Source organism: Thalassotalea sp. LPB0316 (genome assembly GCF_014898095.1).
In the GTDB taxonomy this organism is placed as follows: Bacteria; Pseudomonadota; Gammaproteobacteria; order Enterobacterales; family Alteromonadaceae; genus Thalassotalea_G.
In genome coordinates, this window is the sequence record NZ_CP062946.1 from 982,555 (window position 1) to 999,704 (window position 17,150).

The following is a 17,150-nucleotide window of genomic DNA, read 5'->3' on the forward strand; positions in this document are numbered from 1 at the left end:
CGATGAAAAATTTCTTAGTTGCATTAGGTGCAGTAATTTTTGTAATTGCAGTTTCTTGTGTTTTTGTGGTTGCAGAAGGTGAGCGCGGTATTGTCTTCCAGTTCAAAAAAATCAAGCGTGATAGCGCTGGTGAAATGGTGGTCTATCAACCAGGCTTGCATTTTAAAGTGCCATTTATTGAAACGGTTAAAAAGTTAGATGCGCGTATTCAAACACTTGATGAAGCGCCAGACCGTTTTGTAACCGCAGAGAAAAAAGACTTAATGGTCGACTCATACGTGAAATGGCGTATCGTAGATTTCTCGCGTTTTTACCTGCGTACATCGGGTAGTTTTGATAACGCTTCGGCGCTATTAAAGCAAAAAGTTAACAACGGATTACGCACAGAATTTGGTACCCGCACGATTCAAGAAATTGTTTCCGGTGAGCGCGATGACCTCATGGCAAAAGCCCTAGAAAGTACAGCGAGTAGCCGTGACGAATTAGGTATTGAAGTGGTTGATGTTCGCGTGAAGGCGATCAATCTTCCAAATGAAGTCAGTAATTCAATTTTTGAGCGTATGCGTGCTGAGCGAAATGCCGTTGCTAAAGAGCACCGCTCTAAAGGTCAAGAGCAATCAGAGATCATTCGCGCAACAGTCGATGCAAAAGTTACCGTTATGTTGGCTGATGCGCAAAAGAAAGCGTTTGAAATTCGTGGTGAAGGTGACGCCTTGGCAGCGAAAGTCTATGCCGATGCATATAACAAAGACGCGGAGTTCTACAGCTTTTATCGCAGCTTAGAGGCTTATGAAAATAGCTTTAATAGCAAAAGCGATATTATGGTCGTGAAACCAGATAGTGATTTCTTTCACTATTTGAAAGACAATAAAAAAGCAAAATAGTTAAATTTAAGCCATGACAACGTCATGGCTTTTTTATATTAATCTTTTAATTAATCAAGTTGTTATCATCATCTTATGACACTCGAGTTACTTTTAACTGCGCTCGGTTTAGCTTTGATCATTGAGGGTCTTGTACCGGCGTTATTCCCTAACAAATGGAAAGCCTATGTTGCAAAACTAGGCCAAGAGCCGAGCAGTTCTATTCGCAACATCGGCCTGTCAATTATGACTATTGGTGCCGTGCTTTTGTGGATGTTAAATTAGTAACGATCATTGCTATCAATAAACTGATTATTAAAGTAAGCGTTAAAACAAAGGCTTGTGAAATAAATTGTAATTTGGTTAAAAAGTGCTCGATTAGCACTTTTACTACTACGTGATATTTGTTAGAATCCCCGCCTAATTTTCTTACCAACATGTGCAAATGGGTAAAAACGTCGTAGTTCTAGGCACCCAATGGGGTGACGAAGGTAAAGGTAAAGTTGTTGACTTATTAACGGACAAAGCAAAGTTTGTTGTGCGTTATCAAGGTGGTCACAACGCAGGTCATACATTAATCGTTAACGGTGAAAAAACCGTACTTCATCTAATTCCGTCAGGTATTTTACGCGATAACGTAAAGTGTTTGATTGGTAACGGTGTAGTGCTGTGTCCTAAAGCGTTAATGACAGAAATCAAAATGTTAGAAGAACGCGGCGTACCAGTACGTGATCGTTTGCTTATTTCTGACGCATGTCCATTGATTCTTCCATATCACAATGCATTAGATGCTGCGCGTGAAAAAGCGCGCGGTAGTAAAGCTATCGGAACCACCGGCCGTGGTATTGGTCCGGCATACGAAGATAAAGTTGCTCGTCGCGGTTTACGTGTGGGTGATTTGTTTTGCCCAGAGTCATTTGCTGCTAAGTTAAAAGAAATTATGGAATACCATAACTTTGTTTTAACTTCATACTATAAAGCAGAGCCGGTTAGCTATGATGAAGTACTTGCTGATGTAATGGCTGTTGCCGACATTATCAAGGACATGGTCGCTGATATCGCTGAGACATTAGATCAAGCGCGTTTAGCCGGCGATTCAATCATGTTCGAAGGTGCCCAAGGTACTTTACTAGACATTGATCACGGTACATACCCTTATGTAACTTCATCAAATACCACTGTTGGTGGTGTTGCAACAGGTTGTGGCTTTGGTCCTCGTCATATCGATTACGTTTTAGGTATTACTAAAGCTTATACGACGCGTGTTGGTTCAGGTCCATTCCCGACTGAGTTAAAAGACGAAATCGGCAATCACTTAGGTACCGTTGGCCATGAGTTTGGCGCTACAACAGGTCGTGAGCGTCGTTGTGGTTGGTTTGACGCTGTCGCGATGCACCGCGCAGTTCAAGTAAACTCAATTAGCGGTTTCTGTTTAACCAAGTTAGATGTATTAGATGGCTTAAAAGAGTTAAAAATCTGTACTGGCTACCAAACAGAACATGGTGACATTATCACTGTGCCACCGACAGCTGCTGAAGGCTACGAAAAAATTAGCCCAGTATACGAAACATTGCCAGGTTGGAGTGAGTCTACTGTTGGCGCAACAACGGTTGAACAATTACCTGAAAATGCTCGTGCCTACATTAAGCGCCTAGAAGAAGTAACAGGCGTACCAATTGACATTATCTCAACTGGTCCAGATCGCGTCGAAACGATGATCTTGGTTAACCCGTTTGAATAATAAACGTCAACGGATCAATGAAAGCCAACCTTAGGTTGGCTTTTTTTATGGCTGATAACAAAAAAATATAATGTACTTTATTAGATAATTATTTATCTAAAATCATGCTTGGCAATCACCTCATTGCCAAAACCTGCACGCTATTTACCGCAATTAAGATCACGAAATACACGGTAACAATCGCGAAAATTCTCGAACTGTCGCTACTGGTCGTTATTTTAAAATACTAACAAACTTTCATATTGGCTGATGCTATAGCGAATATTTAACAAAATTATGTGAATTTTGGTTAGAGCTGTTGCACTATTTTTATTGAAGAGGTAACTGGTAAGCTTTGTCAGCTCTTGAATTGCCGGAAAGTAATCACTTACCATAGGCGCGCCTGAAAGTTTAAAGAAAACTTTCATCTTCATTTTTATCTACTGTTAGCATTTTAGGAATAGCCATGACAGATTTACGTCAGCAAGCTTTGGATTACCACCAATACCCAACCGCAGGAAAAATTAGTGTAGAAATTACTACCCCAGCTGAAACTTCTAAGGATCTTGCTCTCGCCTACAGTCCGGGTGTTGCTGAGCCAGTACGTGAAATTGCAGCTAATCCTGACGATGTTTATAAGTACACGGGCAAAGGCAATACTGTTGCTGTTATCTCAAATGGTACGGCGATTTTGGGGTTAGGTAATTTGGGACCTATGGCGTCAAAGCCAGTCATGGAAGGTAAAGCGCTATTGTTTAAACGCTTTGCCGGTATCAATTCGTTCGACATTGAAGTTACCCATAATACAGTTGAAGAGTTTATTTCAACGGTAGCAAATATTGCTGATAGTTTTGGTGGTATTAACCTAGAAGATATTAAAGCGCCAGAGTGTTTTCAAATTGAAAAAGCCTTAATCAGTCGTTGTAAAGTACCGGTTTTCCACGATGATCAACATGGTACCGCTATTGTCACCGCCGCGGGCATGTTGAATGCCTTAGAGATTCAAGGTAAGAGTATCAAACATGCAAATATCGTTTGTATGGGGGCTGGTGCAGCAGCGATTGCCTGTATGGAGCTGTTAATCAAATGCGGTGCTCAGCGTGAAAAAATCTACATGCTAGATACCAAAGGCGTGGTTCATACTCGTCGTGATGACTTAAATGAGTATAAAAAGCTATTTGCTAACAACACAGATAAGCGCACACTTGAAGAGGCGATTGATGGTGCTGACGTATTTGTCGGTGTATCAGGACCTAACTTACTCTCTGCTGAGCAGCTTGCGTTGATGGCGCCAAATCCTGTGGTTTTCGCCTGTTCAAACCCTGATCCTGAGATTAAACCCGAACTCGCCAAGGCGACCCGTGATGATGTCATCATAGCAACTGGCCGCTCTGATTATCCAAACCAAGTGAATAACGTACTGTGTTTCCCGTTTATTTTCCGTGGTGCCTTAGATGTTCGAGCAACTAAAATTAATGATGCAATGAAAGTTGCAGCGGTTGATGCGATTCGCGAACTGGCAAAAGAGCCGGTGCCTGAGGATGTGCTAGTCGCTAGCGGTGATCAATCTCTTGAATTTGGTAAAGAGTATATTATTCCAAAACCAATGGACTCACGTTTATGCGCACGAGTTGCCAGAGCGGTGGCTTTAGCTGCAGTAGAGTCAGGCGTTGCCCAAATTGACATGCCCGAGAATTACTTCGTCTAATGAGTTATGATCTCGCGACTATATTGGATATTTTTAATCAAGGGGCTATTACTTTAACTTATGGTTAGTTAAATAGTATAAATACTTTCGAGTTTAGGACCTTTTCAGATTATATTGTCGGGGTGCCGACAGCACTAAAGAGGGAAAAAGCGCCTGTTTCCCTCTTTAATCTCCCTCGGCGCCCACGCAATAGACAACATTAATTTTTCACTTGTGTTTATCATACCAAGTTCATTAAATAGTTGGTCATTCAGCGAGAATTAAATGGCTTATAGGCAAGGCTTTGATTGCCGGTAATGGTTATTCCCTTAGCAAAATCAGTAACGAAGCATATAAGCCATTTAAACTCGCCCTTGGGAGCTCGTCAGAAAAGTGATAACTTTACAAATTGCCTTGATATGGAATAACCATACCTGCACCAATTTGCTTTGTTCTAACTTCCCTGACGTAGCTCTGAATGATTAACTATTTAACGAAATTGGTATTAGCTGTTCCTGAAGAAGATACGTCCTGTATGACATCAGTGCTCGGCGTCCTGCCTCGCCCAGCAATAAACATGGAAGTGAAAAATTAATCTATTGCGAATGGGAGTGGTGTGTAATTCGAGGCTCACTGTTTTATCCACTGATAAATATGAAAGCTCTATCATGGTTAGTACCTAACGCTGCTTTGGTTTAAAAGCAAAAAAGGGTCAGTGTGTTAAGCGCTGACCCTTTCTAACATCATTAGAAATAATCGAGAGTATTACTCTTCGTCGTCTTCAAAAATTGAAAAATCGGTGATGCCGTTTTCAACGAGTACTTTTCTTACGCTCGCCGGAATTTTTTCTGGATTGTCTTTAGCTAGGTCGGCGTCATCTGGTAATGGTTGGCCAGTGAATGCATGCAAAAATGCTTCGCAAAGCAATTCACTATTCGTTGCGTGACGGAGGTTATTGACTTGGCGGCGAGTACGCTCATCCGTTAATACTTTTAGTACACGTAAAGGAATGGACACTGTTATTTTTTTAACTTGTTCGCTTTTTTTACCATGTTCGGCATATGGGTTTATATATTCACCATTCCACTGCGCCATGAAAATACCTCTAAAAGTTTTTAAACCATAGGAATTGTACTGGTTGTATGAAAACAGTCAACTATGAATGTGTAGAAGTTTAGACGGCTAAAAACAGCTTGACCACTATAGCGAATACGTTTAGAGTTATAGACGTCTAAACGCCTATAAAATTTTGGATAGTGATCATGAGTAAACAACACATAGAAACACAAGCTGCCCGCGGTGGTATTAATATCGATCAACACCATGGTGCTGTTGTTGCTCCGCTACATTTATCGAGTACCTATTCATTAAAAGGGTTTAATGAAAAACGTGATTACGATTATTCCCGCACCGGCAATCCAACGCGTGCTACGTTCGGACAAACGGTTGCTGAGCTTGAAGAGGGCACGACAGGGATCGTAACTAGTACAGGAATGTCTGCGGTCCACTTGTTGCTGCAATTAGTGAGTGTTGGCGACAAAGTTGTCATCCCACATGATTGTTACGGTGGTAGCTATCGCCTGTTTACTTTTTTAGCAAAAAAAGGCAATTTTGAATTAATCGTTGTTGATCAGCGTGATGAGCAGGCTTTAGCTCAGGCGTTAGCGACTAAACCCAAACTTGTACTTATTGAAACGCCAAGCAACCCTTTATTGCGTATTGTTGACATTCAAGCCATTTCAGCCAAAGCTAAGGCGGTTGGAGCACTTGTCGCCGTCGACAATACCTTTTTATCGCCAGTGATTCAAAAGCCGCTATTACTCGGCGCTGATATTGTTTTCCACTCAACAACTAAATACTTAAATGGCCACAGTGATATTGTCGGTGGTGTTTTAGTGACTAAAGATCAAACGTTAGGCGAAGAGCTAGCGTGGTGGGCCAATTGTATTGGCATTACCGGCTCAGCCTTTGATAGCTATTTGGCATTGCGCGGTTTAAAAACCTTGCCGTTGCGCATGGCAAGGCATCAAGAAAATGCCATTAATGTCGCGGAATTTCTCGCTAGCCATCCAGCGATAGAACAAGTTTATTTTCCAGGTCTTACCAATCACCCACAACATGAGTTGGCTCAGCAACAGCAAAATGGCTTTGGTGCGATGTTGAGTTTCGAGCTTAAAGGTGGCGTAGCCGCGGTCAAAGCATTATTTGCTAATCTGTCTTTGTTCACACTTGCTCAATCGTTAGGCGGTGTGGAGAGTTTGATTAGCCATCCATCGACGATGACGCATGCCGGTATGGATCTCGACGCGCAAATAGCTGCAGGAATCAGCCAATCTTTAGTAAGAATATCCGTCGGCATTGAGCATATTGATGATATTATTGCTGACTTATCACAAGCGCTAGAATACAGCCAACAAGCCTAACTACAGCCTTTATCGAAATGAGTTGATGTAACTGATGACTATAGAAAACCTTATCAAGCACCCTGATTCTGCGACTGGCAAACTCGCGATCAATATTCACAAATTCGGTGGTAGTAGTTTAGCCAGTAGTGAGTGTATTGAGCGCGTCATCGATATTATTTGTCGTCATTGTCAAATCAACGACATTGTTGTGGTCTCGGCTAATGGTGGTGTAACTGATCAGTTATTTAATTTGTGCCAATTGGCAAAAGATAACGAGAACTATCAAGATGCGCTAGAGAATCTACATTTTCAATTAAAAGGCTTGATTGCACAGCTACTTAATGAACAAAACAGTACGTATTTAACCAAGCAATTAGCTGATGATTTCGCCTTGCTTGATTCATGGCTTGCTAAGGCGTTAGAAAAGCATCGCAATGATATTTTAGCATTTGGTGAAATTTGGTCGGCGCGTTTACTGTCAGCCGTTTTGAATGAGCGAATTTGCCCAAGCCATGCTGTTGATGCTCGTGATTTTATCGAAGTAGTATCTGAGCAAAATACCCAAGTCAACTATGATGTAAGCCGAGCTAAATTTAACCAAATAAAACAAGATCATCAACTTACCATCGCGACCGGGTACATTGCTCGGGATGTTGATGGTCGCTCGTGTACATTAGGACGCAATGGCTCTGATTATTCCGCAACTATTATGGCTGCCTTAACTGGCGCTGCCAATGTCACTTTATGGACTGATGTCGATGGTATTTATAGTGCCGATCCGAGAATAGTGCCAGCGGCGCGTAAACTGCATCGCTTGCCCAATGGTGTTGCTCGAGAATTAGGTCGATTGGGTAATCCCGTTTTACATGTCAATACGCTAAAACCATTGGAAGAGCATGCTACGCATTTGCATGTGGCCAGTTCATTTGATAGTGAAACGAGCGGCACTGAAATTGGTAAATTTGGCTTTTTAGCCAAGCAAGAGTTATCGGTAACCTATTCAAATGATGTGTTAATCGTTTCAAGTGAATTGCTATCTTCGCTGTCACATGCTGATGCTATCAAGCGTTTTGATCCTATTTGTTTTGATGAAAGCAAGGCCTTAATGGTCATCAAACAAGAACAACAAAAAACAGTGAGCCAATGGTGTGCTAGTAAAGTCGGCGAAGTGACTTTCAAACCAGCAGCTATTATTGCTGTGGTTGGCCATAAAGTGGCATCTCGTGGCGATGTTAAAGCGCGCTTCAAAAGAGCATTAGAGAATACTAAAACACTCGATATACTTTCATCTACTTCTGAGCACAGTATTATTTGTGTACTACCGGATTTTTGTAGTCCAGAGCTGACCAACTTAGTGCACCACGAAATGACCAAAGATGCTAAACACATTGGTGTTATCGTCGCGGGACTTGGCAATATTGGTAAGCGCTTTTTAGAGATTTTACCAGGACAAATTAAGCGCCAATCGGTGCTCGAAAACATTCATTTAGTTGGTTTGTTGAGCTCAAAGAAAGCCTTGATTAACACCGATGGTATTAGTCCGAAACAGGCGCTTATCCAGTTTGATAAACAAGCTAAAGATTACGATGAAGCATTATTGCTATCTTGGCTTAAGCATCATCCCTATGATGAACTTATCGTGGTTGATATTACACCGAGTGAAACCTTTAGCTTGCTCTATCGTGAATTTTTTAAAGAAGGTATTCACGTGATTGGCGCAAATAAATGGGCGGCGTCAAGCTCTACTGAATATTACAATGGTTTAACGGCATTAGCCGAGCAAAATGGTAGTATTTGGCTCGGTAATACGACCGTTGGAGCCGGTTTGCCGATAAACTTTGCGATCAACGATTTACGCCGGAGTGGCGATGAAATTCATGCAATTTCAGGCATATTCTCAGGTACGTTGTCATGGTTATTCGAGCAATATGATGGGAGCCAACCGTTTTCTAATTTGCTTAAAAGCGCGTTAGAGCGCGGGTTGACTGAGCCTGATCCACGCGAAGATTTATCCGGCAGAGACGTTCAGCGTAAACTGCTCATTTTGGCGCGCTTAGCAGGCTTTACCCTGTCGCTTGAGGAAATCGCTTGCCAATCTTTAGTACCTGATGAATTAGCGCAGTTGACCACTCAGGAGTTTTTAGCTCAAGCCGATGCCCTTGATGCTTCGTTTGCTGAACAGTTGAGTAAGGCTAAAGCACAGGGGAAATGTTTGCGCTATGTAGCTGAGTTTTCAGCCAAAGATAATCAGATAACAGCACAGGTTGGTTTAGTATTTATCGATTGTGACGATGCTTTTGCTAACTTAAATCCATGTGACAATATCTTTAAAGTTGAAAGCCAGTGGTATCAATCGAATCCACTTATTATTCAAGGCCCAGGCGCGGGCCGAGATGTCACTGCCGGTGGCATACACTCGGATTTGGTGGCAATTTGTGAACAACTTTCAACTAAACAGCATCAGGTTAAAATTAAAGGGATTAATGAATAATCCCCATGTCTTTGGCATTACTTATCTAAGTGTAACAAGGTGCAATAATTCACTCGATTTTCTTGTACTTAAGGCATTTATTAACTAGCATTTCGTATGAATTACACTATTTGCGCTAGTTGAAGTTATTTAATGGTAAAGCAGGCTCTCCAAGATTTAATTATCACAACCCAGATCAAGCGGCTACTAAACAAAATTTATGGTTTAGGGCCTGCTGATGATTCTATTTTGAAGCGTGCGATTGAGTTTTATGAAAACCAACCGGCGAGAGAAAGTCGCATACTAGCGCTAGAAGAAGAGATCAGCGAGCAAAAACTTAAGCTGCAGGCTGCGGTGACCAGCAAAGTCAAGATGAGGCAAAATGCGCTCGAGCATGCCCAGCTTCAGTTAGAAGAATTTAAACAAGAGTGTGATGCTGAGCGATTTGACCGCCATCGCCACTTCCTCGAGATCGCCAGAGAAGTGATTAGTTTAACTGAAGGTGAGAGTTTTGAAGAAACTGTCCGAAAATCTTCGCTACTACTTGGTACGATTCAGCTGCTAAGCCCTAACGAGGGCAGTAAAATAGCTGAAAAAAACGAAAAGCATAAACCGTTATACAAAGCCGTACTGAGCTTGCGCTTACTCGATGAGTTGTTGGCTGAAGAAGATCTTAATGATGAGTTTATTAGTCGCTATCTAGGGGATATCCCTGCTGATCGCTATCACGAATTTCAAAGTGTTAATCCAGAAGCATATCAATACTTTTGTGAGCAGGTAAAAATTAGTGTTGTTACTGCAGCAATAGTGCAAGACATTGGTAATTTTCACCCTGAAGCTCGCGCTATTTTATGCGGTGATAGCGGTAAAGAAAGTCCGTATCGAATGCTCGAAATTGAGCAACGCAAAGAGCTGTTGCAGGTTTCATTTAGAGAAATGATGAAATATGTCAATGAAGGATTGGGTACTTTAAACTATATAGGGAATTCAAAAGAAGATCGCGATCGCTTTATCAAAGATGAGAAAGCCAAACAGGTGTTTATTAAAAAGTTGCTCAAGCGCGCGGTTAATCCTCAACAAAGCATTGGTAACTTACTTAAAGTACCGCAGATATATGCATCTATCGTACTGTCGACGAAAGATAACTATAACTACAAGGTGTTGCCCAAGGTGTTTAGTGTGTTAAATACCAATGCTGAGCGCGGTGCTTGCCATCAAAGAGTTGTCGATAGCTTTTATAAAGTTGTTGGTATGTTTCCGCAAGGATACGGCGTGACCTATATTCCAAAAGCGTCTGATGGTAATTATATGGACAGTTATGAATATGCCATCGTGTGTTCTTTATATCCGAATAATCCAGAAGAACCGATTTGTCGGCCAGCAACTCGAGGACTCACTTTTATTAGTCATGGCCAAGATACAACAATAGAAAAAGCCAGCAACCTCCACTTTACTCAAACGGCAAAACGATTAGCGAGGGTGAGTAAAAAGCGATTACTTGAGATCCTTGAAGTTATTGCGTCAAATTATGAAGAGCGAAAAGAGCTCGACGTATTGCCACGTTGTTGGTACCCCAATGATTATTTCTCAATTAAAAATCATCAAAAGCTTTGGAATCGGTCAGTTTATTAATTGGGCTGAATTCGATGTTATCTTCAAAGCGTTATTTTAAGTTTTTATTCAAAAAATTTTCTCATCTTACTAACTCGTCATTATAACGAGCCATCAATCCCCCCTGTTCATCTGCAGAAACCGCCATGAAAAGCGTTGTCAGCTAATCGTTGATTAACGATGAGTAAAATTACATGTAAATAATTATGCTAAATTATTGCATTTATATTTTTATGCTGTTATCTTCTCTCCTAATTGTTACATAGCCCAATATTAGGTATTTAAAATGCATTCACCTGTTTTACGACGAAGATAGTTAATTTCCCCGTCTTTTTGAAGTTTTAGGAAAACTTCAGTTGTTATTAATAGTGAATAAAATTGCATTTTAGAGGTTGCCGTGAAGAAAGTTGCAATTATTGGTGCCAGTGGTTATGTCGGTGCTGAGTTGGCAGGATTGTTAGCTCAACACTCACAAGTTTCGATAGAACACCTAGTGATATCGGAAAACAGTACTTCCTATGGAAAACATTTTGCGGACTTACATGCTCGCTGGCAGGGGGTTATAGATGTACCTCTGTTTACTTTTTCCGCACAATGGTTTGAGCAATATGGAAGTCAATTAGACGCGGTGTTTTTTGCCACACCCCATGAATTTAGTGCCCAATGGGCGGCTAAATTCGTCGAAGCAGGCGTGAAAGTATTTGATCTTTCTGGTGGCTTTCGCCTTAAATCATGCGATCAATATCCGCAGTATTACGGCTTTGAACATCAATTTCCTGAGTATGTTAAGCAAGCGGTTTACGGTTTGGCTGAGTTTAATGAGCAAACGATTAGTCAAGCCTCGTTAATTGCCGTTCCCGGCTGTTACCCAACAGCTAGTTTATTAGCGATCAAGCCTTTAGCCGATAGTCAGCTAATTGATGAAAGCCAGCTTATCGTGGTTAACGGTATCAGTGGTGTTAGTGGTGCTGGCAGAAACGCTAATTTGGCAACAAGCTTTAACGAAGTGAGCTTAAAACCCTACAATATTCTGCAGCACAGGCATCAACCAGAAATTTCTCAAGAAGCTGGTTGTCAGGTTATTTTCAATCCACATCTTGCGCCGTTTAAGCGCGGTTTATTATCGACAGTTACTTTGTCAGTTCAATCGGGTGTTAGTAGTCAAGATGTGCAACAAGCTTATCTAACGGCCTATCAAGATAAACCGTTGATTCGACTCAAGCAATCGTGGCCGCAAATAGATCACGTAGCGCACACGCCGTTTGCCGATATTTATTGCCAAGTCGATGAGCAAAAGCAAGTCGCTGTGGTTAGTTGCGCGATTGACAACTTGTTGAAAGGTGCAGCTGCCCAAGCCGTTCAATGCTTTAATTTAAGCTATGGTTGGGCAAGTCACCTTCACTTACTCCCTAAAACTATTAGCTTAGGAGCTGCTTAATGAAACAGCCATTAGTGATTAAAGTCGGTGGCGCAATATTGACCAATGAACAAGCGCTAGCAGCGCTTTTTCAAGTGATCAAACAAGCCAAAGATCAGCAAATTGTCTTAGTACATGGCGGCGGTTATGTCGTTGATAACATGCTGTGCCAAGCCGGTTATAGTACGAAAAAAATTGATGGTCTAAGGGTAACACCGAAAAAGCAAATTCCGACCATTACCGGCGCATTAGCAGGCTATGTTAACAAAACACTGGTCGCTAAAGCCTCACAGCAAGCGCTAGTCGCGGTGGGTTTATCACTTGCTGATGGTCAAATGACCCGTTGCCAACTTGCTAATCCGAAACTTGAAGCGGTTGGACAAGTCAGTGCTCATTCATCTCAGTTATTAGATACTTTATTAAAATCGGGTTGTTTACCGATCATTTCATCCATTGGTGCGCTCGATGACGGTCAGCTAGTTAATGTTAATGCAGATGATGCGGCAGTGGTCATTTGTCAATTGCTCAATGCTCAGCTGTTGTTATTAACCGACGTTAATGGTGTGAAAGGCGCTGATGGTCAATATCTATCAGCGTTAACTCAAGGACAAGCCAATCAACTTATTGAACAAGGCATTATTGCTGGCGGTATGACTGCCAAGGTTCATGCGGCATTTGCAGCAGCAAATCATTTACGACGAAGCATCGCGGTTGCTAGCTGGCAATCGCCCGAGCAAATTTTATCGCTCGTTGCAGGACAAGCAGTCGGCACACAAATTCAGCCCAACTGTTAGTTACTTAGTTTTCAATTTTCGTTGTAAAAGTTTTATTTAAGGAAGCACAATGTCGTTTTCACATTTTTTGGCGGATGATCAACAAACTCAACCGCAAGTTAGCCAATTAATCACCTTGGCAAAACAGATCAAAGCAAATCCTGAACAATACACTAATGCGTTAGCGGGCAAATCAATCGTTATGCTGTTTGAGAAGCCGTCACTGCGCACTCACATCAGCTTTGATATCGGTATCCAAAAGCTAGGTGGCCATGCGTTGTATATCGGCCAACAAAACGGGCAATTAGGCGAGCGTGAACGCGTGGTTGACGTTGCCAAAAATTTAGCCTGTTGGTCTGATGCGATAGTCGCTCGGGTATTTGAGCATCAAGTACTTGAAGAGTTGGCCGAGCATGCCGGCATTCCCGTGATTAATGCCCTGTGTAACCTTTATCATCCTTGCCAAGCTCTTGCTGATTATTTAACCGTTGCCGAGCATTTTGATGATTTGAGCCAAGTGAATTTTGCCTATGTCGGCGATGGCAATAACGTGTCAAATTCACTGATGTTAAGTGCAGCAGTATTGGGTATTAACTTCACATTAGCCAGCCCGATGGGCTACTCAGGTGAGGCACATATTCTCGCCCAAGCACAAAAAATCGCCGAGCAAAGCGGTGCGAACATTACCTTAGTGAACGACATTAATGATCTTGGTCAGCAAGATGTCATCTACACTGATACTTGGGTGTCGATGGGCGATGAGGCAAAAGGCGCGAAAGTGTTGGAAAAATTTGCGCCCTTTCAAGTCAATCACGATCTCATGCAAGCGTGCCAGGCTAAATTTGTTATGCATTGTCAGCCGGCGCATTTAGGTCATGAAATCACACAAGAATTATTCGATAGTGACTACTCACTTGCTCAGCAACAAGCTGAAAACAGAATGTGGGCACAAAATGCTGTATTAGTTAGCTTATTTGGCAACTAATACCGAAGTAACAGATTAAGTAAAGAATTTAGGTAAAAGAAAATGGCTTTAGCAAAAAATAAACAAGTAAAAAAAGTAGTTCTGGCATATTCAGGTGGTTTAGATACTTCGGCAATTATTCCGTGGTTAAAAGAGAATTACGATGGCTGTGAAGTCATCGCATTTTGCGCTGATGTTGGGCAAGGTGAAGAAGAGTTAGCCGGTATTGAAGCAAAAGCGATTGCTTCTGGCGCGAGTGAATGTCACGTAGTTGATTTAAAAGAAGCGTTCGTTAACGACTATATATATCCTATCGTTAAAACAGGTGCTGTTTACGAAGGCCAATATCTCCTTGGTACATCGATGGCGCGTCCTGTTATCGCTAAAGCTCACGTTGAAGTAGCGCGCAAAGTTGGCGCAGATGCCCTTTGTCACGGTTGTACTGGTAAAGGTAATGATCAGGTGCGCTTTGAGGCGTGCTTCGCCGCACTTGCACCTGAATTGACCGTAATCGCACCTTGGCGTGAGTGGGATATGGTATCACGTGAAGATTTACTCGATTATTTGGCTGAGCGCGATATTCCATGCTCTGCATCACTTACTAAAATTTATTCTCGCGATGCCAACGCGTGGCACATCTCTCATGAAGGTGGTGAATTAGAAGATCCTTGGTGCCAGCCGTCAAAAGAAGTTTGGACAATGACCGTAGATCCGCTTGATGCACCAAACACACCAGACTACGTCACCTTAAGTTTTGAGCAAGGTGTACTGACCCAAGTTGATGGCAAAGCACTATCGCCATTTCAGGCCTTGATGTACCTCAATGATAAAGCTGGCGCTCATGGTGTTGGCCGTATCGATATTGTTGAAAATCGCTTGGTTGGTATGAAATCAAGAGGCTGTTACGAAACGCCAGGTGGTACAGTGCTAATGGCTGCCTATAAAGGGTTAGAGAGCCTAATTTTAGATAAAGAATCGTTAAAGTTTAGAGAGTCTATTGGCCTGGAGTTTTCACATGTCATTTACGATGGTCGTTGGTTTACGCCACTAGCTAAGGCGCAATTAGCGGCAGCTCAATCACTCGCTGAAAATGTCACTGGTGATGTCGTTGTTCAATTATACAAGGGCCAAGCCACGGTTACTCAGCGTCAATCGCCAAACAGCCTATACTCTGAAGCGTTTGCCACCTTTGGTGAAGACGATGTTTACGATCAAAAACACGCCGAAGGTTTCATTCGTTTATATAGCTTATCAAGCCGAATTGCGGCATTGTCTAAGCAGGCGAAAGTGGAGAAATAGTTATGGCATTGTGGGGCGGTCGCTTTAAAGAGCAGGCAAGTGCGCAGTTTAAGAAGTTTAATGATTCATTGCCGGTTGATTATCGACTCGCGGTTCAAGACATTGTTGGCTCGATTGCGTGGGCTGGTGCGTTAAATCAAGTCGGTGTCTTGAGCGACCAAGAGGTCGCGACGCTTGAATCAGCATTACTTGAATTAAAGACATCCGTTGAGCAAAACCCGAAACAGATTTTGGTATCCGACGCTGAAGATATTCACAGTTGGGTTGAGCTCCAACTTATCGAAAAAACCGGTGATCTCGGCAAAAAACTGCACACAGGGCGTAGCCGTAATGATCAGGTAGCGACCGACTTAAAGCTTTGGTGTAAAGAAACGGGTGGTGAGTTGTTATTTGCCTTAGTGAATTTACAACAAGCATTAATGAACTTGGCAGAGCGCGAGAGCAATACCGTATTGCCTGGCTATACTCATTTACAACGCGCTCAACCGGTAACTTTTGGTCATTGGTGTTTAGCTTATGTTGAGATGTTTAACCGCGATATCGGCCGGTTAAAAGATGCTTTATATCGCGCCGATACGTCGCCGCTTGGCTCTGGTGCGCTAGCCGGTACCGCTTACCCGATTGATCGCAATTTGTTGGCGCAAAACTTAGGTTTTAGAACGGCGACAATTAACAGTCTTGACGCGGTTTCTGACAGAGATCATGTGATCGAATTACTCGCAACCGCGAGCGTCAGTATGATGCATTTATCGCGCTTTGCCGAAGATTTGATTTTTTACAACTCTGGCGAAGCTGGCTTTGTAGAAATGAGTGATCTAGTCAGCTCAGGCTCCTCGTTAATGCCGCAAAAGAAAAATCCTGATGCCTGTGAATTAATTCGCGGTAAAGCAGGGCGTGTCTTTGGCTCATTAACCGGCATGTTGACTACGATGAAGGCTTTAGCACTTGCCTATAACAAAGATATGCAAGAAGACAAAGAAGGCTTATTCGACGCGCTTGATACTTGGCAAGAATGTATGGAAATGGCGGTTTTGGTTGCACAAGGTTTAAAGGTTAATAGCGCGAGAACGTTAGCGGCAGCACAGCAAGGTTACGCCAACGCGACTGAGCTTGCCGATTATTTAGTGAGTAAAGACGTGCCGTTTCGCGAAGCCCATCACATTGTTGGTGAAGTGGTATTAACGGCGATTGAACAAGGCGTGCCGCTTGAAGATTTAACGCTCACGCAGCTCCAACAATTTAGCGATAAGATTGAGCAAGATGTCTATCAGCACTTAACCATTGAGTCGACGCTCGATAAACGCGAAGCGCTCGGCGGTACTTCACGTGCCCAAGTGAAAAAAGCGATTGCCGATATTCAAAGTGATCACCAACAAATACTCAACACCCAAGTCGTCGGTGCGCCGGGTAAAAAACAAATTGAGTTTGCTTTAAGACAAGTACAACAACGCTTGAACGCTCAGCGGGCGGCGGCGATGTCGGTGCGGCGAGCAAAAATGTCAGACGTCGATAAGATTGAAGAGCTCGTTAGTTATTGGGCGCAAAAAGGTGAGATATTACCGAGAACTCGTGACAACATTATTCACGATATTCAAAACTTTGTTGTTGCCGAGCTCGACGGTGTAGTGGTCGGTTGTGCTTCGCTTTATATTTATCAAACCGATCTTGCTGAGATTCGCTCAGTGGTGATTGATAAAGCGTTTCACAAGCAAGGTCAAGGGCAAGCACTCGTGCAATATTTACTCGAATTTGCTCATCAAATGGAGTTAGGCAAAATCATCGTTTTGACCTACATTCCAGAATATTTTAAGCAGTTAGGCTTTGATTTGATCGATAAAAACTCATTACCAGAAAATATCATTGAAGACAGTGAGCCGAGCCCGTTTAAAAATGAAGATGACGAAGTTGCCATGCAATATTTAGTCGGTGCGTAAGAGAGCT

At 42.4% G+C, this 17,150-nt stretch carries 13 protein-coding genes; 12 read left to right on the top strand and 1 reads right to left on the bottom strand.

Features of this window, described 5'->3' with window-relative positions; all coding sequences use genetic code 11:
• Positions 1 to 2 precede the first annotated feature (2 nt).
• The 4 genes from hflC to LP316_RS04370 all read left to right on the top strand — a co-directional run bounded on the left by hflC (position 3) and on the right by LP316_RS04370 (position 4,291).
• Positions 3 to 884 carry a protease modulator HflC gene (hflC, locus tag LP316_RS04355; protein WP_193022858.1) on the top strand — a complete coding sequence of 294 codons (882 nt, stop codon included), beginning with the start codon at positions 3 to 5 and terminating at the stop codon, positions 882 to 884.
• A gap of 75 nt (positions 885 to 959) precedes the next feature.
• Positions 960 to 1,148, top strand: coding sequence for a DUF2065 domain-containing protein (locus LP316_RS04360; RefSeq protein WP_193022859.1), 189 nt, complete (start codon positions 960 to 962; stop codon positions 1,146 to 1,148).
• A 160-nt stretch (positions 1,149 to 1,308) separates the two neighbouring features.
• The gene (locus tag LP316_RS04365; protein WP_193022860.1) at positions 1,309 to 2,604 is read left to right on the top strand and encodes an adenylosuccinate synthase; all 1,296 of its coding nucleotides are present in this window, start codon (positions 1,309 to 1,311) and stop codon (positions 2,602 to 2,604) included.
• Between the two features lie 445 nt (positions 2,605 to 3,049).
• The gene (locus LP316_RS04370; protein ID WP_193022861.1) at positions 3,050 to 4,291 is read left to right on the top strand and encodes a malic enzyme-like NAD(P)-binding protein; all 1,242 of its coding nucleotides are present in this window, start codon (positions 3,050 to 3,052) and stop codon (positions 4,289 to 4,291) included.
• Between the two features lie 744 nt (positions 4,292 to 5,035).
• Here the strand turns inward: LP316_RS04370 and metJ are convergent.
• Positions 5,036 to 5,365, bottom strand: a complete 330-nt coding sequence (gene metJ / locus LP316_RS04375; protein WP_193022862.1) for a met regulon transcriptional regulator MetJ — start codon at positions 5,363 to 5,365, stop codon at positions 5,036 to 5,038.
• Between the two features lie 167 nt (positions 5,366 to 5,532).
• Here metJ and metB point away from each other — a divergent pair, with 167 nt between their 5' ends.
• From metB to argH, 8 genes are all read left to right on the top strand, one after another.
• Positions 5,533 to 6,693, top strand: coding sequence for a cystathionine gamma-synthase (gene metB / locus LP316_RS04380; protein ID WP_193022863.1), 1,161 nt, complete (start codon positions 5,533 to 5,535; stop codon positions 6,691 to 6,693).
• A gap of 34 nt (positions 6,694 to 6,727) precedes the next feature.
• Complete coding sequence (gene metL, locus LP316_RS04385) at positions 6,728 to 9,166, top strand: bifunctional aspartate kinase/homoserine dehydrogenase II (protein WP_193022864.1); 2,439 nt, start codon at positions 6,728 to 6,730, stop codon at positions 9,164 to 9,166.
• Between the two features lie 132 nt (positions 9,167 to 9,298).
• The gene (locus tag LP316_RS04390; RefSeq protein ID WP_193022865.1) at positions 9,299 to 10,777 is read left to right on the top strand and encodes a hypothetical protein; all 1,479 of its coding nucleotides are present in this window, start codon (positions 9,299 to 9,301) and stop codon (positions 10,775 to 10,777) included.
• A gap of 376 nt (positions 10,778 to 11,153) precedes the next feature.
• Positions 11,154 to 12,194 (top strand): N-acetyl-gamma-glutamyl-phosphate reductase, encoded by a 1,041-nt coding sequence (argC, locus tag LP316_RS04395; protein ID WP_193022866.1) that lies wholly within the window; start codon positions 11,154 to 11,156, stop codon positions 12,192 to 12,194.
• Positions 12,194 to 12,967, top strand: a complete 774-nt coding sequence (gene argB / locus LP316_RS04400; protein WP_193022867.1) for an acetylglutamate kinase — start codon at positions 12,194 to 12,196, stop codon at positions 12,965 to 12,967. The genes argC and argB overlap by 1 nt, the downstream gene beginning before the upstream one ends.
• Before the next feature lie 49 nt (positions 12,968 to 13,016).
• A complete protein-coding gene (locus LP316_RS04405) occupies positions 13,017 to 13,931 on the top strand; it encodes an ornithine carbamoyltransferase (RefSeq protein ID WP_193022868.1) in 915 nt (304 codons plus the stop codon).
• A 42-nt stretch (positions 13,932 to 13,973) separates the two neighbouring features.
• The gene (locus LP316_RS04410) at positions 13,974 to 15,209 is read left to right on the top strand and encodes an argininosuccinate synthase (protein ID WP_193022869.1); all 1,236 of its coding nucleotides are present in this window, start codon (positions 13,974 to 13,976) and stop codon (positions 15,207 to 15,209) included.
• Between the two features lie 2 nt (positions 15,210 to 15,211).
• Positions 15,212 to 17,143, top strand: a complete 1,932-nt coding sequence (gene argH, locus LP316_RS04415) for an argininosuccinate lyase (protein WP_193022870.1) — start codon at positions 15,212 to 15,214, stop codon at positions 17,141 to 17,143.
• Positions 17,144 to 17,150: the final 7 nt, after the last annotated feature.